Origin of the sequence: Zhongshania sp. (assembly GCF_047636175.1) — a bacterium.
Taxonomy (GTDB): Bacteria; Pseudomonadota; Gammaproteobacteria; order Pseudomonadales; family Spongiibacteraceae; genus Spongiibacter.
In genome coordinates, this window is record NZ_JBLIKC010000015.1 from 1 (window position 1) to 23,392 (window position 23,392).

The following is a 23,392-nucleotide window of genomic DNA, read 5'->3' on the forward strand; positions in this document are numbered from 1 at the left end:
CTGGCGACAACGTTAAAATGGACGTGACATTGATTGCGCCCATCGCGATGGAAGAAGGTTTGCGTTTTGCAATTCGTGAGGGTGGCCGTACTGTTGGCGCTGGCGTTGTTGCTAAAATCGTAGAATAGGCCCGGTTTTATAGGGTGTAAGGCCGGGCTTGTATCGGCACTTGTAGGCCAGTAGTTCAATTGGTAGAGCATCGGTCTCCAAAACCGACTGTTGGGGGTTCGAGTCCCTCCTGGCCTGCCATTTACGTTAACACCGCTTCGCGTAATGCGTAGTGGTGTTTTGCGCTTAGCAAAAAAGGATATTACTGAACAATGAGTGCTAAGGCGGAAGACGCTAGTCGCCTCGATGGCTTAAAGTGGAGCATTGTTGCTTTGCTGGTAGTGGTTGGTGTTGGCGGCAATACGTATTTTTCTGGCGAGTCCTTGCTTTATCGCGTCATCGCCCTATTGGTGCTGGCGGTTGTGGCAGCTTATATCGCATATCGTACCGAAAAAGGTGCTGCGTTTTTTGAGTTGTTAAAGGGTGCGCGTACGGAAATCAGAAAAGTAGTCTGGCCGACGCGTCAGGAAAGCACACAGACGACGCTTATTGTAGTGGCGTTTGTAGTTGTGGCGGCATTGATTCTGTGGGGATTAGACACTCTGCTGGGTTGGCTGGCATCCATGGTTATCGGCTAGAGGTAGGGCATGACAAAGCGTTGGTATGTTGTACACGCCTATTCTGGGTATGAAAAGAAAGTTGCTCTGGCATTGCAAGAGCGTATAGAGCTTTCAGGTTTCGCCGAGCGTTTTGGCGACGTACTGGTTCCCACCGAAGAAGTTGTAGAAATGCGTGGTGGGCAGAAGCGGAAAAGTGAGCGGAAATTTTTTCCAGGCTACGTCCTAATTCAGATGGAGCTCGGAGACGACACGTGGCATTTAGTGAAAGAGACGCCGCGTGTGATGGGATTTATCGGGGGTAAGGCAGATAAGCCGGCTCCGATTACTGAAAAAGAAGCCGATGCGATACTGCAGCGGGTCGAAAGTGGCGATAAGCCCAAGCCCAAGACATTGTTTGAGCCTGGCGAAATGGTCCGCGTTATTGATGGTCCATTTAATGATTTCAATGGTGTTGTTGAAGAAGTGAACTACGAGAAAAACCGTTTACATGTTGCGGTACTAATTTTCGGGCGTTCTACGCCTGTTGAGTTGGATTTTGGTCAAGTAGAAAAGTCCTAAGTTCAATGTTTTAGGTCAGCGCAAGCTGTCGAGGGGAGCTTCGTTTTTGCGGGGCGTTATCACCCAAATGGAGAAGTAATATGGCTAAGAAAGTACAGGCTTATATAAAGCTGCAAGTTGCTGCTGGCGCAGCAAACCCAAGTCCACCAGTTGGTCCTGCCTTAGGTCAACACGGTGTGAACATCATGGAATTCTGTAAAGCATTCAATGCTGCAACCCAGAGTCTTGAAAGCGGCATGCCGATTCCTGTCGTAATCACAGTTTACTCAGATCGTAGCTTTACCTTTACTACCAAAACGCCACCAGCTTCATTCTTGCTGAAGAAAGCCGCTGGTGTGAAAAGCGGATCGGGTACGCCTAATTCTAAGAAAGTAGGCAAAGTAACCCGCGCGCAACTGGAAGAGATAGCCACGATTAAAATGGCTGACCTCACTGCTTCAGATATGGAAGCGGCAGTTCGTACAATTGCGGGCAGTGCCCGTGCCGCTGGTATTGAAGTAGAGGGTGTGTAATGGCTAAGCTAACTAAGCGCCAAAAAGCAATTAACGAAAAAGTTGTTGCCGGTAAGCAGTACAGTTTTGAAGATGCAGTGGCGTTGTTGAAAGACGTTTCAGTAGTTAAATTTCCAGAAGCCATTGATGTCGCGATTAATCTTGGCATTGATGCGCGTAAATCTGATCAAGCGGTTCGCGGTGCAACTACTCTGCCAAACGGTACCGGTAAAACGGTTCGTGTTGCAGTTTTCACTCAAGGTGAAAATGCAGAGAAAGCCAAAGCGGCTGGTGCAGATTTCGTCGGTATGGATGATCTTGCCCAGCAAGTAAAAGGCGGCATGATGGATTTCGACGTTGTTGTTGCGTCTCCAGATGCAATGCGTGTTGTTGGTCAGCTGGGTCAGGTTCTTGGGCCGCGCGGTCTTATGCCTAATCCTAAAACTGGCACTGTAACTGCGGATGTTGAAACCGCAGTTAAGAATGCTAAGGCCGGTCAAGTTCGCTACCGTACAGATAAAAACGGCATTATCCACGGTGCTATCGGAACAATTTCTTTCGAAGCGGGCGTGTTAAAGGAAAATCTAGAGGCTTTGTTGGGAGACTTGCGTAAAGGTAAGCCGTCTTCAGCTAAGGGCGTTTACATGAAGAAAATCACGCTTTCTTCAACGATGGGCCCCGGTATCGTTATCGATCAGGCAAGCTTAGCGTTAAAATAATTTTTGGGCGCTTGCGCTTAGAATAGAACGCTCTTTTCGAAGGGCGTTTATCGGCTTTGTGGTCTTTGACAGCTGACCTACTGTGTCAAAAGACAGAGACCATCAAAGACCGTAGGTGGGATTAGGTTTTTATGATCTGAGCCCTTAATAGGTGTGTTGACTTGTCAACGTTACCGGCACCGGCCTACGCAGATGGTGGATTGGATTTGTTCACCAGAAAACGATCTTAAACCTCGGTTTTTGATCTACGGTAATTAACTGACAAATCCAGGAGTTATCCAAGTGGCATTAAGACTCGACGACAAAAAGGCGATAGTAGCTGACGTTAACGAGACTGCCGCTAGTGCATTGTCATTGGTTATTGCCGACGCCCGCGGGTGTACGGTAGGCCAAATGACAGAGCTGCGCAAATTAGCGCGTGAATCCCAAGTAACCGTACGAGTTGTGCGGAATACTTTGGCGAAACTCGCGTTAAAAGGAACTGAATTCGAGTGCGCAGAAGAGGCCTTTAAGGGGCCTTCTCTGCTGGCATTTTCGATGGCAGATCCTGGCGCTGCAGCTCGTATCTTCAAAGATTTTGCGAAGGCTCATGCAAAGTTTGAAGTGAAAGCACTTGCGGTTAGTGGCCAATTGATGGGTGCAGATCAGTTGGATGTACTGGCTAAGTTGCCGACCCGCGACCAAGCGCTGTCTATGTTGATGAGCGTTATGCAAGCACCGACAACCAAGTTAGTACGTACAATGAACGAAGTCCCAGGAAAATTGGTTCGTACATTAGCTGCCGTTCGCGAGCAGAAAGAAGCTGCGTAAGCAGCGTTTAAATTTTTTAGTAATTGACACAGTAGGGAGTTTCACATGGCTCTGTCACAAGACGATATTTTGAATGCAATCGCTGAAATGAGCGTAATGGACGTAGTTGGTCTAATCGAAGCAATGGAAGAGAAGTTTGGCGTTACTGCAGCTGCTGCAGTTGCTGCAGCTCCTGCTGCCGCTGCTGATGGCGGCGAAGCTGCTGAAGAACAAACTGAGTTTGACGTTATTCTGACCGCAATTGGTGAGAAGAAAGTTAACGTGATCAAAGCAGTACGTACGATCACTGGTTTGGGCTTGAAAGAAGCTAAAGAATTAGTAGATGGCGCGCCATCTACTATTAAAGAAGGCGCTTCTAAGGCTGATGCAGACACAGCTAAAGCAGCACTTGAAGACGCGGGCGCTAGCGCCGAGCTTAAGTAAGTTGCTTGTTGGCCTGCTTGCGGGTCAATCTCAAGCTGGGCTGGTGGGTTAAATCCCACCGGCCTTTTGTTGTTTGAGAAATTACAGTCAGAGCCTATTAGGGGTCTGACCGGCAACAGATAAACTGTTGCACTAACGACACCGTCGCCGGTCGTGGCGGAGTCAAGAGATGATGCTGGGGAGTACTGATGACTTACTCGTACACTGAGAAAAAACGTATCCGCAAGGATTTTGGTAAGATGCCGCATGTCATGGACGTGCCCTATCTCCTTGCGATTCAGCTGGATTCCTACAAGAAGTTTACGCAGCAAGGTGTTCCTGCTGCTGAGCGCGGCGAACACGGTTTGCACGCTGCTTTTAAATCAATATTCCCGATAGCGAGTTATTCTGGTAACGCTGCGCTTGAGTATGTCGATTACGTACTCGGCGTGCCGGCATTTGACGTGAACGAATGTCAGCTTCGCGGCGTAACGTATTCTGTGCCGCTGCGGGTCAAGGTTCGCTTGATCATTTATGATCGTGAGTCAGCAAATAAAAGCATCAAAGATATCAAAGAGCAAGAAGTCTATATGGGTGAAATCCCCCTGATGACTGAAAACGGTACCTTTGTAATCAACGGCACTGAGCGCGTTATCGTTTCTCAGTTACACCGTTCACCGGGTGTGTTCTTTGACCATGATCGTGGCAAAACCCACTCTTCAGGTAAGCTCTTGTATTCTGCGCGAATCATTCCATATCGCGGTTCGTGGCTCGATTTTGAATTTGATCCCAAAGATCAGGTGTTTGTCCGTATTGACCGTCGTCGTAAATTGCCGGCAACGATTCTGTTGCGGGCCTTGGGCATGGGTGCGGAAGAAATCCTAGACCTGTTCTATGACGTCAACACGTTCAAGGTGGCTAAGAAAGGCGGCTTTACGATACAGCTAATTGCTGAGCGTCTGCGCGGTGAAGTAGCCACTTTCGATATCTGCGCTAAGAATGGCGAAGTCATTGTCGAAACTGGTCGTCGTATTACGGCTCGCCATATTCGTCAGATTGAAAAAGCAAATCTCACTCAGCTGCAAGTGCCTGTTGAATACCTGATTGGTCGTTCTCTGGCGAAGGACATTATCGACAAAGCAACTGGCGAATTGGTATTCCCATGTAACAGTGAAATAACAGCAGAGATCCTTACTAAGCTTGAAGAGATGGGCGTCGAGACAATTGACACGCTCTACACTAACGAGCTTGATTGCGGTCCCTACGTTAGTGACACGCTGCGCACAGATCCAACCAATAGCCAGTTAGAGGCGTTGGTGGAAATCTATCGTATGATGCGTCCAGGCGAGCCACCGACTAAAGACTCGGCGGAAAATCTGTTCCAGAATTTGTTCTTCTCACCTGAGCGCTACGACCTTTCCACCGTTGGTCGGATGAAGTTTAACCGCCGCATTGGTCGTGAAGAAATTTTGGGTGCAGGTACGCTGGACCAGAGCGATATTGTTGCTGTAATGAAAATGCTAGTTGGCATTCGTAACGGTAAAGGCATTGTCGATGACATCGATCATCTCGGTAACCGTCGTATTCGTTCGGTTGGTGAGATGGCTGAGAACCAATTCCGAGTCGGTTTGGTTCGTGTAGAGCGCGCTGTTAAAGAGCGTCTATCTATGGCTGAAAGCGAAGGCTTAATGCCGCAGGACTTGATTAATGCCAAGCCGGTTGCAGCCGCGGTGAAAGAATTTTTTGGTTCTTCACAGCTGTCGCAGTTTATGGACCAAAACAACCCGCTTTCAGAAATCACCCACAAACGTCGTGTTTCGGCGCTTGGGCCCGGTGGTTTGACGCGTGAGCGCGCTGGCTTCGAAGTCCGCGATGTTCACCCGACTCACTATGGTCGTGTTTGTCCTATCGAAACACCGGAAGGACCGAACATTGGTTTGATTAACTCTTTGGCGACCTATGCGCGTACCAATGAGTATGGCTTCCTAGAAAGTCCTTACCGCAAGGTATTGGGCGGCAAGGTAAGCCATGATATAGAGTACTTGTCAGCCATCAACGAAGCTGAAGAGGTTATCGCTCAGGCTTCCGCAGCAATGAATGACAAAGGTGAGTTGACAGACGAAATGGTTGCGGTTCGTCACATGAACGAATTTACCGTAATGCCGCCAGAAAAAGTAACCTACATGGACGTTTCGCCCAAGCAGGTTGTTTCGGTTGCAGCTTCGTTGATTCCGTTCTTAGAGCACGATGATGCTAACCGCGCACTGATGGGTTCGAACATGCAGCGGCAAGCGGTACCAACACTCAAGGCTGATAAGCCCTTGGTCGGTACAGGGTTTGAGCGTTATGTGGCGTCTGACTCCGGTGTATGTGTTGTTGCGCGTCGTGGCGGTGTGATTGATAGCGTGGACTCGTCACGCATTGTTGTGCGAGTTAACAATGATGAAGTTCAGCCTGGCCAGCCACCGGTTGATATTTACAACCTGACTAAATACACCCGTTCTAACCAGAACACCTGTATTAATCAGCGTCCAATCGTGAGCGAAGGCCACGACGTGGTGCGCGGTGATATTCTTGCCGATGGTCCATCTGTCGACATGGGCGAGCTAGCGCTTGGCCAGAATATGCGTATCGCCTTTATGCCGTGGAATGGTTACAACTTCGAAGATTCAATCTTGGTGTCTGAGCGCGTTGTAAAAGAAGATCGCTTTACGACTATCCATATTCAAGAGCTAACGTGTATTGCCCGTGATACTAAGCTTGGGCCAGAGGAAATATCTTCTGATATTCCCAATGTAGGTGAAGGTGCGCTAGCTAATCTGGATGAGTCGGGCATTGTATATATTGGGGCAGAAGTTGGCGCTGGTGATATTCTGGTTGGTAAGGTCACGCCAAAAGGTGAGACTCAGCTGACACCGGAAGAAAAGCTCCTACGAGCCATCTTCGGTGAGAAAGCGTCAGACGTAAAAGATACGTCGCTACGCGTTCCAACTAGCACCAAAGGCACGGTTATTGATGTTCAGGTCTTCACTCGTGATGGTCTGGAAAAAGATAAGCGCGCACTAGAAATTGAAAAAATGCAGCTCGATCAGTTCCGTAAGGATTTGAACGAAGAGTACCGCATTGTCGAAGAGGCCACTTTTGTGCGCTTATCTGACGCTTTGGATGGTAAGAAAATCCTTAGCGGTCCCGGTATGAAAAAGGGCGACGAGTTATCGGCAGCGGCTCTTGAGGAAATTAAAAAGGATGACTGGTTCAAGCTGCGGATGGCTGATGAACCACTGAACGCCGCTCTAGAAGATGCTGATAAGCAGTTGGTCGAGCATCGCAAAACGCTCGAAGAGCGTTTTGAGAACAAGAGACGCAAGCTGACTACTGGCGATGATCTGGCACCCGGCGTATTGAAAATCGTTAAAGTTTATTTGGCGATCAAGCGTCGTATTCAGCCTGGCGATAAGATGGCGGGTCGTCACGGTAACAAAGGGGTTATCTCGGTTATTATGCCGGTTGAGGATATGCCTTTTGATGAAAATGGCGAGCCGGTTGATATCGTATTGAACCCACTTGGTGTTCCTTCGCGTATGAATGTTGGTCAGGTTCTCGAGACGCATCTTGGCCTAGCAGCTAAAGGCTTGGGCAATAAGATCGATGCCATGATTCGCGAGCAGCGTAAGATTGCTGAAGTTCGTGGATTCTTGGGCGAAATCTATAACGACGGTGCAGGTCGTCATGAAGATCTAGATAGTTTCAGCGATGAAGCGATTATGGATCTGGCGAAAAATCTGCGCGGTGGTGTGCCCATGGCAACGCAAGTATTTGATGGCGCTGATGAAGGCGAAATCAAAAGTTTGCTGAAGCTTGCTGGTCTTCCAGAAAGCGGTCAGTTAAAACTTTGCGATGGTCGTACCGGTTTGGAGTTTGATCGCCCGGTAACGGTTGGTTACATGTATATGTTGAAACTGAACCATTTGGTCGACGACAAGATGCATGCACGTTCAACTGGTTCGTACAGTTTGGTTACGCAACAGCCACTCGGCGGTAAAGCGCAGTTCGGTGGTCAGCGTTTCGGTGAGATGGAAGTGTGGGCCTTGGAAGCATACGGCGCCGCTTACACCTTGCAGGAAATGCTGACTGTTAAGTCGGATGATGTGATTGGGCGTACCAAAATGTATAAAAACATTGTTGATGGCGACCAGCGTATGGAGCCGGGCATGCCCGAGTCTTTCAATGTACTGGTCAAAGAGATCCGCTCACTCGGTATTAATATCGAGCTGGACACGGAATAAACATCGACAACGACTATGGCAAGGGGCGCCCGGCTTAGTGGGCGCCTGAAGAATATCCTTGCGGAGGAACGGCCTTGAAAGATTTATTGAATCTATTGAAACAGGGACAACCGAACGATGAGTTTGACTCTATTCGTATCGGTTTGGCGTCACCGGAGCTGATTCGCTCGTGGTCATTCGGCGAAGTGAAAAAGCCGGAAACCATTAACTACCGAACGTTCAAGCCTGAGCGTGACGGTTTGTTCTGTGCCAAAATTTTTGGACCGGTAAAAGACTATGAGTGCTTGTGCGGCAAGTACAAGCGCCTTAAGCACCGCGGTGTTATCTGTGAGAAGTGTGGCGTTGAAGTTGCACTGGCTAAAGTGCGCCGTGAGCGCATGGGCCACATTGAGCTGGCAAGCCCCGTTGCGCATATTTGGTTCTTAAAGTCATTGCCTAGTCGTATTGGCTTGCTGCTAGATATGACGTTGCGCGACATTGAGCGGATTCTTTATTTTGAGTCCTATGTTGTTACCGATCCGGGTATGACTACCCTTGAGAAAGGCCAGTTGCTTAGCGACGAGCAGTTCTTTGAGGCGATGGAAGAATTTGGTGACGACTTTGTGGCCAAAATGGGCGCCGAAGCGATCATGCATTTGCTGATGGAGTTGGATTTGCCTGCTGAGATCGACCGTTTGCGTGAAGAAATTCCGGCAACGAACTCAGAAACCAAAATTAAAAAACTCTCTAAGCGTCTGAAGTTGATTGAAGCCTTGGCTGATTCAGGTAATAAGCCTGAGTGGATGGTCTTGAAAGTGCTGCCAGTGCTGCCACCGGACTTGCGTCCGCTGGTGCCTTTGGACGGCGGTCGCTTTGCAACTTCCGATCTTAACGATTTGTATCGTCGGGTTATCAACCGTAACAACCGTCTAAAGCGTCTGCTCGATCTAAACGCGCCTGACATCATTGTTCGCAATGAGAAGCGTATGCTTCAGGAATCTGTTGATGCGCTGCTGGATAATGGTCGTCGCGGTCGTGCGATCACCGGTTCGAACAAGCGTCCTTTGAAATCGCTTGCCGATATGATCAAAGGTAAGCAAGGTCGTTTTCGTCAGAACTTGCTAGGTAAGCGTGTCGATTATTCCGGTCGTTCGGTTATCGTTGTTGGTCCTACTTTGCGTTTGCATCAGTGTGGCCTGCCCAAGAAAATGGCACTTGAGTTATTCAAGCCATTCATCTTCGGCAAGCTGGAAGCGCGTGGCTTGGCAACAACTATTAAAGCCGCTAAGAAAATGGTTGAGCGCGAGCCACCAGAAGTGTGGGATATACTCGCTGAGGTTATTCGCGAGCATCCGGTTATGCTTAACCGCGCACCTACACTTCACCGTTTGGGTATCCAGGCGTTCGAGCCGGTACTTATTGAAGGTAAAGCGATTCAGCTTCACCCCTTGGTCTGCGCGGCATATAACGCTGACTTTGATGGTGACCAAATGGCGGTCCACGTACCGCTGACGATTGAAGCGCAGTTAGAAGCGCGAGCTTTGATGATGTCGACCAACAATATTCTGTCGCCTGCAAACGGCGAGCCGATTATTGTTCCGTCTCAAGACGTTGTATTGGGTTTGTACTGGATGACACGTGAGCGTGTTAACGGTATGGCTGAAGGTACCGCGTTCGCGAACCCTGAAGAAGTGCATCGCGCCTATGTCGGCGGTAAGGCGCACTTACAGGCGCGCATTAGGTGTCGCTTGGTTGAAGTGAGTTTTGATGAGAACGGCGAGCGCAGCCAAACCCGTACTCTGATTGATACCACGGTTGGTCGTGTCTTGTTGTGGCGGATTGTGCCCGAAGGTTTGCCCTTCGAGATGGTCAACCAAAATATGACTAAGAAAGCGATCTCGCGTTTATTGAACGAGTGCTACCGTAAGGTTGGTCTGAAAGCCACGGTTATTCTTGGCGACCAGTTGATGTATACCGGTTTCGAGTACTCTACTCGATCTGGCTCATCAATCGGTGTAAACGACTTTGAGATCCCTGTTGCTAAGGCGCGTATTGTTTCTGCTGCAGATGCCGAAGTGGTAGAGATCGAAAAGCAATATGCTTCTGGTCTGGTAACTCAAGGCGAAAAATACAACAAAGTTATCGATATTTGGTCCCGTGCAAACGACATGGTTTCCAAGGCGATGATGGAAGGTCTTTCTAAAGAGCCTGTTATTAACCGCGAGGGTGAGGAAGAGATGCAGGACTCTTTCAACTCGGTTTATATCTACGCAGACTCTGGCGCGCGGGGTTCACCAGCGCAGATTCGTCAGCTTGCTGGTATGCGTGGTTTGATGGCCAAGCCTGATGGCTCGATCATCGAAACGCCGATCACTGCAAATTTCCGTGAAGGCTTGAGCGTACTCCAGTACTTCATATCGACTCACGGCGCACGTAAAGGCTTGGCAGATACGGCACTAAAAACCGCTAACTCTGGTTACTTGACCCGTCGTCTGGTGGATGTTGCGCAAGATTTGGTTATTACCGAAGACGATTGTGGTGCCAGTGAAGGCTTAACCATGACGCCAGTTATCGAAGGTGGTGACATCATCGAAACATTGGGTGACCGAGTATTGGGTCGTCTGGTTGTTCGCGATGTGTTTATCCCTGGCACCGAAGAACTGGCAGTGGCAGCGGGCGTGATGCTCGATGAAAAAGGCGTTATCGCGCTAGAAGAAATGGGTATCGATGAAATCGACGTCCGTTCGCCAATCACCTGTGAAACTCGTCATGGCGTGTGTTCAGCATGCTATGGCCGTGACTTGGCTCGTGGTCACTTGGTTAACCGTGGTGAAGCTGTTGGTGTTATCGCGGCGCAGTCGATCGGTGAGCCGGGTACCCAGCTAACTATGCGTACCTTCCACATTGGTGGTGCTGCATCGCGGGCGACCGCAGTTGACAATATTCAAGTTAAGCAAGACGGTAAGGCGCGCCTGCATAATCTCAAGTGGGTTGTGCGTGAAGATGGGCAGCTGGTAGCGGTAAGTCGTTCTGGTGAATTGGCTATCACCGATCACAGCGGCCGTGAGCGTGAGCGTTATAAATTGCCTTACGGTGCACTAATTAAAGTTGCTGATCGCGCAGCGGTATCTGCTGGCGATATCGTGGCAAGCTGGGATCCGCATACCCACCCAATTATTACGGAAGTTGCCGGTATCGTTAAGATGTCGGGAATGGAAGAGGGTATTACCGTTAAGCGTCAAACTGACGAGCTGACTGGTCTTAGCAGTATTTCTGTTATGGACCAAGGCGAGCGTCCGGCGGCCGGTAAAGATATGCGTCCAGCGGTGACCCTGGTTGATACCAACGGTGATGAGCTGTGTCTGGCAGGTACTAATGTGCCGGCGCATTACTTCCTGACTGAAAACGCGATCGTGTCCTTAGAAAATGGCGCGACAGTGAAAGTTGGTGATGTTGTTGCTCGTATTCCGCAAGAAAGCTCAAAGACCCGTGATATTACTGGTGGTCTGCCGCGCGTAGCTGACTTGTTTGAAGCGCGTAAGCCGAAAGAGCCGGCTATTCTGGCTGAAATTTCGGGTACGGTGAGCTTTGGTAAAGAAACTAAAGGCAAGCGTCGTCTTATTATTACACCTGCAGATGGCAAGCCAATTGCAGATGGTTCGGATTACTACGAAGTATTGATTCCGAAATGGCGTTTGCTGACCGTGTTTGAAGGTGAGCAGGTTGAGAAGGGCGAGATTGTTTCTGAAGGCCCACTTAGCCCGCACGATATTTTGCGTCTTAAAGGTGTGGAAGAATTGGCGAAGTATATCGTCAATGAAATCCAAGATGTTTATCGTCTTCAGGGTGTAAAAATCAACGATAAGCACATTGAGGTTATCGTTCGTCAAATGCTCCGCAAGGTCAATATTCTTACTTCTGGCGACTCGTCGTTCATCAAAGGTGAACAGGCTGAATTCGTTCGCGTAATTGAAGAAAACGAAGTTCTTCATGCTACCGATAAGATTTCTGCTAGTTACGAGCGTGAATTGTTGGGTATTACCAAGGCTTCTTTGGCAACTGAGTCGTTTATTTCGGCGGCATCTTTCCAAGAAACCACGCGTGTTCTTACCGAAGCGGCCGTTACCGGCAAGCGCGATCACTTGCGCGGCTTGAAAGAAAACGTGGTGGTTGGTCGTCTGATACCTGCGGGTACCGGTCTGGCTTATCACCGCGATCGGAAGATCAAGAAAGACGAAGCAATGAAAACTGTGTCGGCGCAAGATATTGAGGCGGCACTGTCAGAGGCACTTAGCGATAACAGCTGAGTAAATTTGACTACTTGACGGGAGTGGAGCGCATCTTTAGAATTCGCGCTCCACTTTTTTTATAAGCTATCGGCGGTATCGGTAGTCAGTTGTTAGCACATTGGTGTGCTGGCTTTAGTATCTGGAGTTAATTAATGGCAACGATCAACCAGTTGGTTCGTCAGCCGAGGAAGCGTAAAGCGGCTAAAAGTGACGTTCCTGCATTGCAGGCTTGTCCACAGCGTCGCGGCGTATGTACTCGTGTTTACACTACTACACCTAAGAAGCCGAACTCGGCGTTACGTAAAGTGTGTCGTGTGCGTTTGACTAACGGCTTTGAAGTTTCATCTTATATCGGTGGCGAAGGCCATAATCTGCAAGAGCATAGTGTTGTGCTTATTCGCGGTGGCCGTGTTAAGGATTTACCTGGTGTGCGTTATCACACTGTCCGCGGTAGCCTCGATACTTCCGGTGTTAGCAATCGTAAGCAAGCCCGTTCTAAATACGGTACTAAGCGTCCTAAGTCGTAGTTTGACATCAGTCGCTTTAATTAATAGACCCTAAGTAAGGCCAAGCCATCGTCTCCTCGCTGTAAGGCGACTCGATGTTTGGATTTACCTGAAGAAATAGGAATAGAGTTATGCCAAGAAGACGCGTCGCCGCCAAGCGGGAAATACTGCCGGATCCAAAATTCGGTAACCTGACACTGGCTAAGTTCATGAACCACGTAATGGTAAGTGGAAAGAAATCAGTCGCAGAGACCATCGTATATGGTGCTTTGGACATCGTTAAAGAGCGGTTGAATACCGACCCTCTCGAGGCCTTCGATAGCGCCTTAGAAAATATCGCTCCCATGGTAGAGGTCAAGTCTCGCCGTGTTGGTGGTGCCACTTACCAGGTCCCGGTAGAGGTTCGTCCAAGTCGCCGCACTGCACTTGCTATGCGCTGGTTGGTTGATTATTCACGTGGCCGTGGCGAGAAGTCTATGCGTCAGCGTTTGGCTGGTGAAATTATCGATGCTTCGCAGGGCAAAGGTTCTGCAGTTAAGAAGCGTGAAGACGTGCATCGCATGGCAGAAGCTAACAAAGCGTTCTCGCACTACCGTTTCTAAAACGGTGCTATTGAATCCATACCCAGGTGAGCATTGTGGCACGTAAAACGCCAATTTCCAGATATCGCAACATCGGTATTTGCGCCCATGTAGATGCGGGCAAAACAACAACTACCGAGCGAGTACTGTTTTACACTGGCCTATCTCATAAGATTGGCGAAGTGCACGATGGTGCGGCGACTATGGATTGGATGGAGCAGGAGCAGGAGCGTGGTATTACCATTACTTCTGCTGCTACCACGTGCTTCTGGGCTGGAATGCAGCAGCAATTTGAGCAGCATCGCGTCAATATTATCGACACCCCTGGCCATGTTGACTTCACTATTGAGGTGGAGCGTTCGCTGAGGGTTCTCGATGGTGCTGTTGTGGTGTTGTGCGGTTCCTCTGGGGTGCAGCCACAGACTGAAACAGTATGGCGTCAAGCAAATAAGTATGAAGTTCCACGCATGGTATTCGTCAATAAGATGGATCGTGCTGGTGCGGATTTTGAGCGTGTTATTGCGCAACTGCGCGTTCGTTTGGGCGCAAATGCAGTCCCGATGCAGATGACTATCGGTAGCGAAGAAGAATTTCGTGGTGTTGTCGATCTTGTTAAAATGAAAGCCATTATTTGGAGTGAGGCTGATCAGGGGATGACCTTCGCATACGAGGAGATACCCACTGAGATGCTCGCTCTGTGCGAGAAGATGCGTGAATTCATGGTTGAGGCTGCAGCAGAGTCTAGCGATGAGTTGATGGAGAAATACCTCGACGGCGAAGAGCTGAGTGAAGACGAAATTAAAGCGGGTATTCGCAAGCGTACAATCGCTAACGAAATCGTCCCGGTATTTGGTGGTTCGGCGTTCAAAAACAAAGGCGTTCAAGCGGTTCTCGATGGGGTGATTGAATACATGCCGTCACCGGCCGATGTTAAGGCAATTGAAGGTACTCTGGACGATAAGAACGAAACCCCGGCCACTCGGGTAGCTGATGATGAGGCGCCTTTTGCGGCGCTGGCCTTTAAGATAGCGACTGATCCATTTGTTGGCACCTTAACTTTCTTCCGTGTTTATTCCGGTAAGTTGGAGAGTGGCACTGCAGTTGTTAATTCGGTTAAGGGTAAAAAGGAACGCGTTGGGCGTATGGTGCAGATGCATGCGAACGACCGTCAAGAAATTAAAGAAGTGTTGGCGGGTGATATTGCGGCGGCTATTGGCCTGAAAGATGTCACCACCGGCGATACTTTGTGTGATCCGAATAACGTCATTATTTTAGAGCGTATGGAATTCCCTGAGCCGGTGATTTCGGTGGCTGTTGAGCCGAGAACGAAAGCCGATCAAGAGAAGATGGGGGTTGCGCTGGGTAAATTGGCGCAAGAGGACCCCTCTTTTCGGGTTAAAACCGACGAAGAAACCGGTCAGTGTATTATTTCTGGAATGGGTGAGCTTCATCTCGATATTTTGGTTGATCGTATGCGGCGCGAGTTTGGCGTTGAGGCAAATATTGGTAAGCCTCAGGTCGCCTATCGCGAAGCTATTCGCAATACCTGTGAGATTGAGGGCAAGTTTGTTCGTCAATCAGGCGGTCGAGGCCAATTCGGTCACGTTTGGATTCGGTTTGAGCCTGGCGAGGATGCGAATGCTGAGGGGCTGGAGTTTGTCAGCGAAATTGTTGGCGGCGTTGTTCCCAAAGAATATATCCCTGCAATCGAAAAGGGGATTGCTGAGCAGATGCAAAATGGCGTCTTGGCCGGCTATCCACTGCTCGGTTTAAAGGCAACCGCGTACGATGGTTCCTACCATGATGTCGACTCAAATGAGATGGCGTTCAAGGTGGCGGCGTCGATGGCGACAAAAAGACTGGCGCAAGTCGGTGGCGCGGTGCTGTTAGAGCCGGTTATGAAGGTTGAAATTATCACGCCCGAAGCGAATATGGGTGATGTGGTTGGTGATTTAAACCGCCGTCGCGGCATAATTCTCGGCATGGATGAGTGTGTGTCCGGCAAGGTGATTAATGCGCAAGTGCCGCTGGCAGAGATGTTCGGTTATGCGACTGATCTGCGCAGCGCAACCCAAGGTCGTGCAACATTTACGATGGAGTTTGATAAGTATTTCGAAGCGCCGCGTAATGTCGCCGAAGAAATCATGGCAAAGAACAGAGCTTAATTTTTTAATAATCTTTATGCGAGGAATAAACCGTGGCTAAGGAAAAGTTTGAACGTAATAAGCCCCATTTGAATGTGGGCACCATTGGTCACGTTGACCATGGTAAAACCACGCTGACCGCAGCACTGACGCGCGTATGTGCAGAGGTGTTTGGTGGTAAAGCAGTGGCGTTTGATGGTATCGATAACGCACCGGAAGAGCGTGAGCGCGGTATTACAATTGCGACGTCGCACGTTGAGTATGACTCAAGCAAGCGTCACTACGCACACGTAGACTGCCCAGGTCACGCTGACTACGTTAAGAACATGATTACTGGTGCTGCACAGATGGATGGCGCTATTTTGGTATGTGGCGCGACTGACGGCCCGATGCCTCAGACTCGTGAGCACATCCTGCTGTCACGTCAGGTTGGCGTACCTTACATTATTGTATTTCTGAATAAAGCAGACTTGCTTGCGGAAGATTGCGGCGGTGTAGGCAGCGAAGAATACAATGAAATGCTTGAGTTGGTAGAAATGGAGCTGCGCGAGCTGCTCGATATGTACGATTTCCCAGGCGACGACACCCCAATCATTGCAGGTTCTGCGCTGATGGCGTTGAACGGTCAAGATGAGAACGAGCTGGGCACAACTGCGGTAGCGAAATTGATTGAGGCTTTGGATAACTACATTCCACAGCCAGAGCGTGCGGTAGATCTGCCGTTCTTGATGCCGATAGAAGACGTATTCTCAATTTCTGGTCGCGGTACTGTGGTAACCGGTCGTATTGAGCGCGGCATTCTGCGTACTGGTGACGAGATCGCTATCATCGGTATCCGCGACACCACCAAGTCTACTTGTACTGGTGTTGAGATGTTCCGCAAGCTGCTTGACGAAGGTCGCGCTGGCGAGAACGTTGGTGTGTTGCTGCGTGGTACTAAGCGCGACGACGTAGAGCGTGGTCAGGTACTGGCTAAGCCGGGCTCAATTACGCCACACACTCGTTTTGAAGCAGAAGTGTATGTGTTGTCGAAAGAAGAGGGTGGCCGTCACACGCCGTTCTTTAAAGGCTACCGTCCACAGTTCTACTTCCGCACCACGGATGTCACAGGCGCTTGTGAGTTGCCTGAAGGCACTGAAATGGTTATGCCTGGCGACAACGTTAAAATGGACGTGACATTGATTGCGCCCATCGCGATGGAAGAAGGTTTGCGTTTTGCAATTCGTGAGGGTGGCCGTACTGTTGGCGCTGGCGTTGTTGCTAAAATCGTAGAATAAACCGTCACGGCATAGGCGTGATTAGGTTTGTAAAAGGGGAGGCCTTGGGCTCCCCTTTCTTAATTGCAGAATATGTTTTTGGTTTTTGTTGGTGGTTGTGGTCTAAGTAGTGAAATATCCGAGATATATGATTGACAACGTCTCAGGATATCATTAATATTCCGCTTCCTTTTTTCGGGTTACTTCACGCGGATTCGTCGCGCTGGGCTCGGATTTATTTGGGATGGGAGTTTGATCAGGTGCAAAATCAACGGATTCGAATTCGTTTAAAGGCTTTTGATCACCGTCTGATTGATGCGTCTACGCAAGAGATTGTGGATACTGCAAAGCGTACTGGTGCGCAGGTAAGAGGTCCGATTCCTCTTCCTACTCGCAAAGAGCGTTTTACAATACTGGTCTCTCCGCATGTAAATAAGGATGCGCGTGATCAGTACGAGATCCGCACCCATAAGCGCATGCTGGACATCGTAGAGCCTACAGAAAAAACTGTAGACGCATTGATGAAGCTAGATTTGGCGGCTGGTGTAGAAGTTCAAATTAGTCTTGGCTAATTAAAACATTTTTTAATACTGAATTTTATTCAGACCCGCTCGGGGGCTGGCCCTGGGTTGTGTAACGCGCTTTACCGCGCGGCCATAGAGGGTGTTAGCCCCGTACACTGAGAGGTTGGAGCAATGACTATTGGTTTAGTCGGTCGTAAAAGCGGCATGACGCGCGTTTTTACAGAAGACGGCATATCTATTCCGGTAACGGTGATTGAGGTTAATCCCAATCGCGTTACTCGTGTCAAAGCAGATGATGTTGATGGCTATAATGCGATCCAGGTAACAGCTGGTGCGCGCAAGGCTTCACGTATCTCAAAAGCAGAAGCAGGGCACTTCGCTAAAGTTGGTGTAGAAGCTGGCCGTGGTCTGTGGGAATTTCGTTTGAAGCAAGGTGAAGCGAGCCCGGAAATCGGCGCTGAGCTAACCGTTGCTATATTCGAAGCTGGTCAGAAAGTTGACGTGACTGGGCAGTCTAAGGGTAAGGGTTTTCAGGGCGGCATTAAGCGCTGGAACTTCCATATGCAAGACGCTACTCACGGTAACTCATTATCGCATCGTGTACTTGGTTCTATCGGCCAATGTCAAACGCCAGGTCGCGTTTGGAAAGGCAAAAAGATGGCCGGTCACATGGGTGCAGAGCAGGTTACTGTTCAGACTCTTGAAGTTGTTCGTGTGGACGCTGAACGCAACTTGATCTTGGTCAAGGGTGCTGTTCCAGGTGCTCCAGGTGGTGACGTGTTTGTGCGTCCCGCTGTAAAAGCTAAAAAATCCTAGGGGGCGATGCAGTGGAATTAAGTATTGCGAAACCCGGCAACGGGGCTGCGGCGGGAACGGTTCAGGTATCTGACGTTACTTTTGCTCGTGAGTTTAACGAAGATCTGGTGCACCAAGTTGTTGTAGCTTATATGGCTGGTGCTCGTCAGGGAACTCGTGCTCAGAAAACGCGTTCTGATGTTCGTGGTGGCGGTAAAAAGCCATGGCGTCAGAAGGGTACTGGTCGTGCTCGTGCAGGTACTATTCGTTCGCCAATATGGCGTGGCGGTGGTGTTACCTTTGCAGCAAGACCACAAGATCATAGTCAAAAAGTTAACCGCAAAATGTATCGTGCAGCAATTTGCACGATCCTTTCAGAGCTGGCTCGGCAAGAGCGCCTGATTGTGGTTGAAGAGTTTACTTTGGAAGAGCCAAAAACCAAGTTGCTAATAAAGTCACTCGGCGATTACGGTCTTAAGGGCGCTCTTGTAGTGACCGAAGAAGTAAACGGTAATTTGTATCTGGCGGCACGCAACCTCCATGATGTCGACGTTCGCGATGTAAGCGGCGTAGACCCCGTCAGCCTGATTGGCTACGAGAAAGTGGTTGTGACTGTTGCTGCATTGAAAAAGTTTGAGGAGCTGTTGGGATGAATACAGAGCGCATCTATAAGGTACTGCTCGGCCCGCACGTTTCTGAAAAAAGTGCAGCCAGTGCTGAGCTGAGTAACCAGGTAGTATTTAAAGTATTACCGACTGCCAGCAAGCTTGAAATCAAAAAAGCGGTTGAAAAACTTTTTAAGGTTGATGTGTTGAACGTTCGCACTGTCAACGTTAAGGGTAAAGTAAAGCGTAATCGTTTTGGTTTGAGCAAAAAATCGAACTGGAAAAAGGCGTATGTTAGCCTTGCGCAGGGTCAAGATATCGACTTTGCGGTCGCTGAATAAGTCTGGAGTTTAGTCAAATGGCAATTGTTAAAAGTAAACCGACTTCTCCCGGCCGTCGCTTTGTCGTCAGGGTTGTAAATCCTGATTTGCACAAAGGTGCGCCGCACAAGCCGCTGCTTGAGAGTCAGTCGCGCAATGGTGGCCGTAATAACAACGGTCGCATCACTACTCGTCATATTGGTGGTGGTCATAAGCAGCATTACCGTTTAATTGATTTTAAGCGGAATAAAGATGGTATTCCTGCGCGTGTAGAGCGTTTAGAGTATGATCCAAACCGCACCGCGTTCATTGCTTTGGTAATGTATGCAGACGGTGAGCGTCGTTATGTGATCGCACCTAAGGGTGTGTCAGCAGGTGACGAGATTGTTTCAGGTGATGCGTCGCCGATTAAGCCAGGCAATGCTCTGCCTCTGCGCAACATCCCAGTGGGTAGTACAATCCACTGTGTTGAAATGAAGCCCGGCAAAGGCGCGCAGTTGGCGCGTAGTGCAGGTACTTCGGCTCAGCTGGTTGCGCGTGACGGTCAATACGTTACGATTCGGTTGCGTAGCGGTGAGACCCGTAAGGTATTGTCTGAGTGCAAAGCAACATTGGGTGAAGTATCCAACAGCGAGCATAGCTTGCGTAAGTTGGGTAAAGCTGGTGCATCGCGCTGGCGTGGTGTTCGTCCTACCGTTCGCGGTGTGGCAATGAACCCGGTTGATCACCCGCATGGTGGTGGTGAAGGTCGTACTTCTGGTGGTCGTCATCCCGTATCTCCTTGGGGTATGCCGACTAAAGGGTATAAGACTCGTAAAAATAAGCGTACAGACAAACTAATCGTTCGTCGTCGCGGCAAATAAGCTGCTTAGATGATCGTTAGAGTAAAGAGGATAAGCTTGTGCCACGTTCATTAAAAAAAGGTCCGTTTGTCGATCTTCATTTGTTGAAGAAGGTTGAAGTAGCGGTAGAAAAAAACGATCGTCGCCCCATTAAAACGTGGTCGCGTCGCTCCATGATTCTGCCTGAAATGGTAGCTCTGACCATCGCTGTTCATAACGGTCGTCAACATGTCCCAGTTATTATCTCTGAGGATATGGTAGGGCACAAATTGGGTGAATTTGCCGCGACTAGGACCTACAAGGGTCACGTGGCCGATAAAAAGGCCAAGCGTTAAGCTTGCGCCGGGAGAGGCTTTGAAGATGGAAGTAGCGGCACGTTTAAAAGGCGCAAGAATTTCTGCTCAGAAAGTTCGTTTGGTTGCTGACCAAATTCGCGGAAAGGGTGTTGAGGAATCGCTGGATCTGTTGACGTTCAGCTCTAAGAAAGCGGCGAGCATTATTAAGAAAGTGCTTAACTCCGCAATCGCCAACGCTGAGCACAATGAAGGCGCGGATGTTGATGAGTTAAAGGTTACAACGATTTTTGTAGATGAGGGCTCGACAATGAAGCGCCTTCGTCCACGTGCAAAAGGTCGTGCGGATCGGATTCTGAAAAGATCTTGTCATATTACGATTAAAGTTGCTGACAGCGAAGGCTAGCTAGGAGAGACCACATGGGTCAGAAAGTACACCCGACCGGCATCCGGCTGGGGATCGTTAAAGAACATAATTCCGTTTGGTACGCTAGTGGTAAGAACTACGCTGCGCATCTGATAATGGATCTTGAGGTACGTGAGATGCTTGAAAAGCGCCTCGCACATGCTTCTGTAAGCCGTATTGTTATTGAGCGTCCGGCACAAACTGCACGCATCACGATTCACACAGCGCGTCCTGGTATCGTTATCGGTAAAAAGGGCGAGGATGTCGACAAACTCCGTAAAGAGTTGTCAGTGAAAATGGGTGTGCCAGTTCATATCAACATCGAGGAGATCCGCAAGCCGGATCTGGAAGCGAAGTTGGTTGCCATGAACGTCGCTCAGCAACTTGAACGTCGTGTAATGTTCCGTCGCGCCATGAAGCGTGTGGTACAGAATGCGATGCGCCAAGGCGCAGAAGGCATCAAGGTACAGGTTAGTGGGCGTGTCGGCGGTGCAGAAATTGCCCGTACCGAGTGGTATCGCGAGGGGCGTGTGCCATTGCACACACTGCGCGCTGATATTGACTACGCGGCACACGAAGCAGCTACGACTTACGGCATCATTGGTGTCAAAGTATGGATCTTCAAGGGTGAAATCCTTGGAACCAGAAAAGAAGCGGTCGAAGCTAAGGCTAAGAAAGGTTCAGAGTAAGGGTTACGCAAATGTTACAGCCGAAGCGCACAAAGTTTCGCAAGCAACACAAAGGTCGCAACCGTGGTCTGGCAGAACGCGGTAGTCGGGTCAGTTTTGGCGAGTTTGGCCTAAAAGCAATTGGCCGCGGTCGTCTTACAGCTCGCCAGATTGAGGCGGCTCGTCGTGCAATGACGCGTCACATCAAGCGGGGTGGAAAGATCTGGATTCGAGTTTTCCCAGACAAGCCAATTACCGAAAAGCCTCTGGAAGTTCGTCAGGGTAAAGGTAAGGGTAATGTTGAGTACTGGGTTGCGCAGATTCAGCCAGGTAAAGTCTTGTACGAAGTAGAAGGCGTTACTGAAGAGTTGGCGCGTGAAGCATTCGCCCTGGCGGCAGCAAAAATACCGCTGCAGACTGCCTTTGTTAGACGAGTGGTGATGTGATGAATGCTTTAGAATTACGCGATAAATCAGTTGAAGATCTTAATGCTCAACTGTTGCAGTTGTTTGAAGAGCAATTCAAGCTGCGTATGCAAAAGAGTACGGGCCAGTTATCGCAGACGCATTTACTGAAGAAAACTCGTCAGGAAATTGCACGCGTTAAAACTGTGCTCCAGGAAAAGGCAGGTAATTAAAATGTCAGAAGCAGCAAAAAGTGCTCGTACAGCCACTGGTAAGGTCGTCAGTGACAAGATGGATAAAACCATTACTGTACTGATTGAGCGTCGGGTTAAGCACCCTATTTACGGTAAGTACATTACGCGCTCGTCGAAAGTTCACGCTCATGATGAAAAGAATGAGTGCAAAATTGGTGATGTAGTGACAGTTTGCGAAACACGTCCAGTATCCAAGTTGAAAACTTGGGCATTGATAAGTGTTGATGTGACGGCTACCCAGGTTTAATTTCACCGGCGGCCCTTGTGCAATCGCTTGATGCACTGTTGACTGGTTTGGAGTAAGAAATGATTCAAACAGAAAGCTATTTAGAAGTTGCAGATAATAGTGGCGCGCGTCGCGTTATGTGCATCAAGGTGCTTGGCGGCTCACATCGTCGCTATGCACGAGTCGGCGATCTGATCAAAGTCACTGTCAAAGAGGCTATTCCTCGCGGCAAAGTGAAAAAAGGTCAGGTAATGACAGCTGTTGTAGTTCGTACTAGGAAAGGTGTTCGTCGTGGTGACGGTTCGCTGATCAAGTTTGACGATAACGCTGCAGTGTTGCTAAACAATAACAACGCACCTATCGGCACCCGTATTTTTGGTCCGGTAACGCGTGAATTGCGTGGCGAGAAGTTCATGAAGATTATCTCTTTGGCACCGGAAGTTCTTTAGTAACTGGGTGTAAAGAGAGGGCTGAGGTTAAGGTTATGCGTAAAATTAAGCGTGAAGACGAAATTATCGTCTTAACCGGTAAAGACAAAGGTAAGCGCGGCGTTGTCCAAAAAGTAATGGATAATAATAAGCTGATGGTTGCTGGTATTAACATGATTAAGAAACACCAGCGTCCAAACCCGCAGTTGGGAGTGGCCGGTGGTATCGTCGAGAAAGAGGCGCCGATTCAAGTTTCAAATGTTGCGATTTATAACCCGACCAGTAAAAAGGCGGATCGCGTGGGCTTTAAGGTGGCCGAAGACGGCAGCAAGACCCGCATTTTTAAATCTAGCGGCGAAGCGGTTGACGCGTAGGGGTTAGTGTAAAATGGCACGATTAGGTGAGCTATACCAAAACGAGTTACGGGCTAAGCTGATAGAAGAGCTTTCTTTAGCTAACCCTATGGAAGTTCCGCGTATCACCAAGATCACTCTTAATATGGGTGTTGGTGAGGCAGCTGGCGACAAAAAAGTCCTGGAAGCAGCGCTTACAGACTTGTCGAAAATTGCAGGTCAGAAGCCGGTAGTTACGTTGGCGCGCAAATCAATTGCGGGCTTTAAGATTCGTGACGGTTGGCCGATTGGTTGTAAGGTGACCCTTCGTGGCGCCCAGATGTACGAATTTTTGGATCGTTTGGTCAGTGTTGCGATTCCGCGTGTTCGAGATTTTCGCGGTGTGAGCCCGAAGTCTTTCGACGGTCGTGGTAATTTTGCAATGGGTGTGACCGAGCAGATCATATTTCCAGAAATTGATTACGATAAAGTTGATACACTGCGCGGTCTGGATATCACCATAACCACTACCGCTCGCAACGACGATGAAGGTCGTGCGCTGTTAAAAGCGTTTAACTTTCCGTTTAAAGGTTAAGGGGTAGGGGA

The 23,392-nt window shown here is 49.2% G+C and carries 26 protein-coding genes, 1 tRNA gene and 1 pseudogene; all 28 read left to right on the forward strand.

Annotated features, from left to right (window positions below):
* A pseudogene (tuf, locus tag ACI955_RS10200) lies at positions 1–128 on the forward strand (elongation factor Tu); the annotation flags it as partial.
* A gap of 45 nt (positions 129–173) precedes the next feature.
* Positions 174–249 (forward strand) — tRNA-Trp (locus ACI955_RS10205).
* Positions 250–320: 71 nt separating this feature from the next.
* Positions 321–686 carry a preprotein translocase subunit SecE gene (secE, locus tag ACI955_RS10210; RefSeq protein ID WP_415243645.1) on the forward strand — a complete coding sequence of 122 codons (366 nt, stop codon included), beginning with the start codon at positions 321–323 and terminating at the stop codon, positions 684–686.
* Positions 687–695: 9 nt separating this feature from the next.
* Entirely contained in the window at positions 696–1,226 is a 531-nt protein-coding gene (gene nusG / locus ACI955_RS10215) for a transcription termination/antitermination protein NusG (RefSeq protein WP_415243646.1), read from the forward strand.
* Positions 1,227–1,306: 80 nt separating this feature from the next.
* Positions 1,307–1,738, forward strand: a complete 432-nt coding sequence (gene rplK, locus ACI955_RS10220) for a 50S ribosomal protein L11 (protein WP_368377376.1) — start codon at positions 1,307–1,309, stop codon at positions 1,736–1,738.
* On the forward strand, positions 1,738–2,436 hold the full coding sequence (rplA, locus tag ACI955_RS10225) for a 50S ribosomal protein L1 (protein WP_415243647.1): 699 nt from the start codon (positions 1,738–1,740) through the stop codon (positions 2,434–2,436). Before rplK ends, rplA begins: the two co-directional genes overlap by 1 nt.
* 282 nt (positions 2,437–2,718) lie before the next feature.
* Entirely contained in the window at positions 2,719–3,246 is a 528-nt protein-coding gene (gene rplJ, locus ACI955_RS10230; RefSeq protein ID WP_415243648.1) for a 50S ribosomal protein L10, read from the forward strand.
* Between the two features lie 45 nt (positions 3,247–3,291).
* Complete coding sequence (gene rplL / locus ACI955_RS10235) at positions 3,292–3,669, forward strand: 50S ribosomal protein L7/L12 (RefSeq protein WP_415243649.1); 378 nt, start codon at positions 3,292–3,294, stop codon at positions 3,667–3,669.
* 188 nt (positions 3,670–3,857) lie between these two features.
* Entirely contained in the window at positions 3,858–7,934 is a 4,077-nt protein-coding gene (gene rpoB, locus ACI955_RS10240) for a DNA-directed RNA polymerase subunit beta (protein ID WP_415243650.1), read from the forward strand.
* A gap of 74 nt (positions 7,935–8,008) precedes the next feature.
* On the forward strand, positions 8,009–12,220 hold the full coding sequence (gene rpoC, locus ACI955_RS10245; RefSeq protein WP_415243651.1) for a DNA-directed RNA polymerase subunit beta': 4,212 nt from the start codon (positions 8,009–8,011) through the stop codon (positions 12,218–12,220).
* A 134-nt stretch (positions 12,221–12,354) separates the two neighbouring features.
* A complete protein-coding gene (rpsL, locus tag ACI955_RS10250; protein ID WP_368377370.1) occupies positions 12,355–12,729 on the forward strand; it encodes a 30S ribosomal protein S12 in 375 nt (124 codons plus the stop codon).
* Between the two features lie 110 nt (positions 12,730–12,839).
* Positions 12,840–13,310, forward strand: coding sequence for a 30S ribosomal protein S7 (gene rpsG / locus ACI955_RS10255; protein WP_368377369.1), 471 nt, complete (start codon positions 12,840–12,842; stop codon positions 13,308–13,310).
* A 35-nt stretch (positions 13,311–13,345) separates the two neighbouring features.
* The gene (gene fusA / locus ACI955_RS10260; RefSeq protein WP_415243652.1) at positions 13,346–15,454 is read left to right on the forward strand and encodes an elongation factor G; all 2,109 of its coding nucleotides are present in this window, start codon (positions 13,346–13,348) and stop codon (positions 15,452–15,454) included.
* Between the two features lie 32 nt (positions 15,455–15,486).
* The gene (gene tuf / locus ACI955_RS10265; RefSeq protein WP_415243653.1) at positions 15,487–16,710 is read left to right on the forward strand and encodes an elongation factor Tu; all 1,224 of its coding nucleotides are present in this window, start codon (positions 15,487–15,489) and stop codon (positions 16,708–16,710) included.
* Positions 16,711–16,949: 239 nt separating this feature from the next.
* Positions 16,950–17,261, forward strand: a complete 312-nt coding sequence (rpsJ, locus tag ACI955_RS10270) for a 30S ribosomal protein S10 (protein WP_008248372.1) — start codon at positions 16,950–16,952, stop codon at positions 17,259–17,261.
* A gap of 123 nt (positions 17,262–17,384) precedes the next feature.
* The gene (gene rplC / locus ACI955_RS10275) at positions 17,385–18,029 is read left to right on the forward strand and encodes a 50S ribosomal protein L3 (protein ID WP_415243654.1); all 645 of its coding nucleotides are present in this window, start codon (positions 17,385–17,387) and stop codon (positions 18,027–18,029) included.
* A gap of 11 nt (positions 18,030–18,040) precedes the next feature.
* Positions 18,041–18,661 (forward strand): 50S ribosomal protein L4, encoded by a 621-nt coding sequence (rplD, locus tag ACI955_RS10280; protein ID WP_415243655.1) that lies wholly within the window; start codon positions 18,041–18,043, stop codon positions 18,659–18,661.
* Positions 18,658–18,954, forward strand: a complete 297-nt coding sequence (gene rplW / locus ACI955_RS10285) for a 50S ribosomal protein L23 (RefSeq protein WP_368377101.1) — start codon at positions 18,658–18,660, stop codon at positions 18,952–18,954. Before rplD ends, rplW begins: the two co-directional genes overlap by 4 nt.
* Positions 18,955–18,971: 17 nt before the next feature.
* Positions 18,972–19,796, forward strand: a complete 825-nt coding sequence (gene rplB, locus ACI955_RS10290) for a 50S ribosomal protein L2 (protein WP_368377102.1) — start codon at positions 18,972–18,974, stop codon at positions 19,794–19,796.
* A 38-nt stretch (positions 19,797–19,834) separates the two neighbouring features.
* Positions 19,835–20,110, forward strand: a complete 276-nt coding sequence (gene rpsS / locus ACI955_RS10295; protein WP_008248348.1) for a 30S ribosomal protein S19 — start codon at positions 19,835–19,837, stop codon at positions 20,108–20,110.
* 25 nt (positions 20,111–20,135) lie between these two features.
* Positions 20,136–20,474, forward strand: a complete 339-nt coding sequence (rplV, locus tag ACI955_RS10300) for a 50S ribosomal protein L22 (protein ID WP_415243656.1) — start codon at positions 20,136–20,138, stop codon at positions 20,472–20,474.
* 14 nt (positions 20,475–20,488) lie between these two features.
* A complete protein-coding gene (rpsC, locus tag ACI955_RS10305) occupies positions 20,489–21,163 on the forward strand; it encodes a 30S ribosomal protein S3 (protein WP_415243657.1) in 675 nt (224 codons plus the stop codon).
* An 11-nt stretch (positions 21,164–21,174) separates the two neighbouring features.
* Positions 21,175–21,588: a 50S ribosomal protein L16 gene (rplP, locus tag ACI955_RS10310; protein WP_415243658.1), complete on the forward strand. Its 414-nt coding sequence runs from the start codon at positions 21,175–21,177 to the stop codon at positions 21,586–21,588.
* Positions 21,588–21,779, forward strand: coding sequence for a 50S ribosomal protein L29 (gene rpmC, locus ACI955_RS10315; RefSeq protein ID WP_415243659.1), 192 nt, complete (start codon positions 21,588–21,590; stop codon positions 21,777–21,779). The genes rplP and rpmC overlap by 1 nt, the downstream gene beginning before the upstream one ends.
* Position 21,780: 1 nt before the next feature.
* Positions 21,781–22,047: a 30S ribosomal protein S17 gene (gene rpsQ / locus ACI955_RS10320; protein WP_415243660.1), complete on the forward strand. Its 267-nt coding sequence runs from the start codon at positions 21,781–21,783 to the stop codon at positions 22,045–22,047.
* Between the two features lie 59 nt (positions 22,048–22,106).
* Entirely contained in the window at positions 22,107–22,475 is a 369-nt protein-coding gene (rplN, locus tag ACI955_RS10325) for a 50S ribosomal protein L14 (RefSeq protein ID WP_368377107.1), read from the forward strand.
* A gap of 35 nt (positions 22,476–22,510) precedes the next feature.
* A complete protein-coding gene (gene rplX / locus ACI955_RS10330; protein ID WP_368377108.1) occupies positions 22,511–22,828 on the forward strand; it encodes a 50S ribosomal protein L24 in 318 nt (105 codons plus the stop codon).
* Between the two features lie 13 nt (positions 22,829–22,841).
* Positions 22,842–23,381, forward strand: coding sequence for a 50S ribosomal protein L5 (rplE, locus tag ACI955_RS10335; protein WP_368377109.1), 540 nt, complete (start codon positions 22,842–22,844; stop codon positions 23,379–23,381).
* Positions 23,382–23,392: the final 11 nt, after the last annotated feature.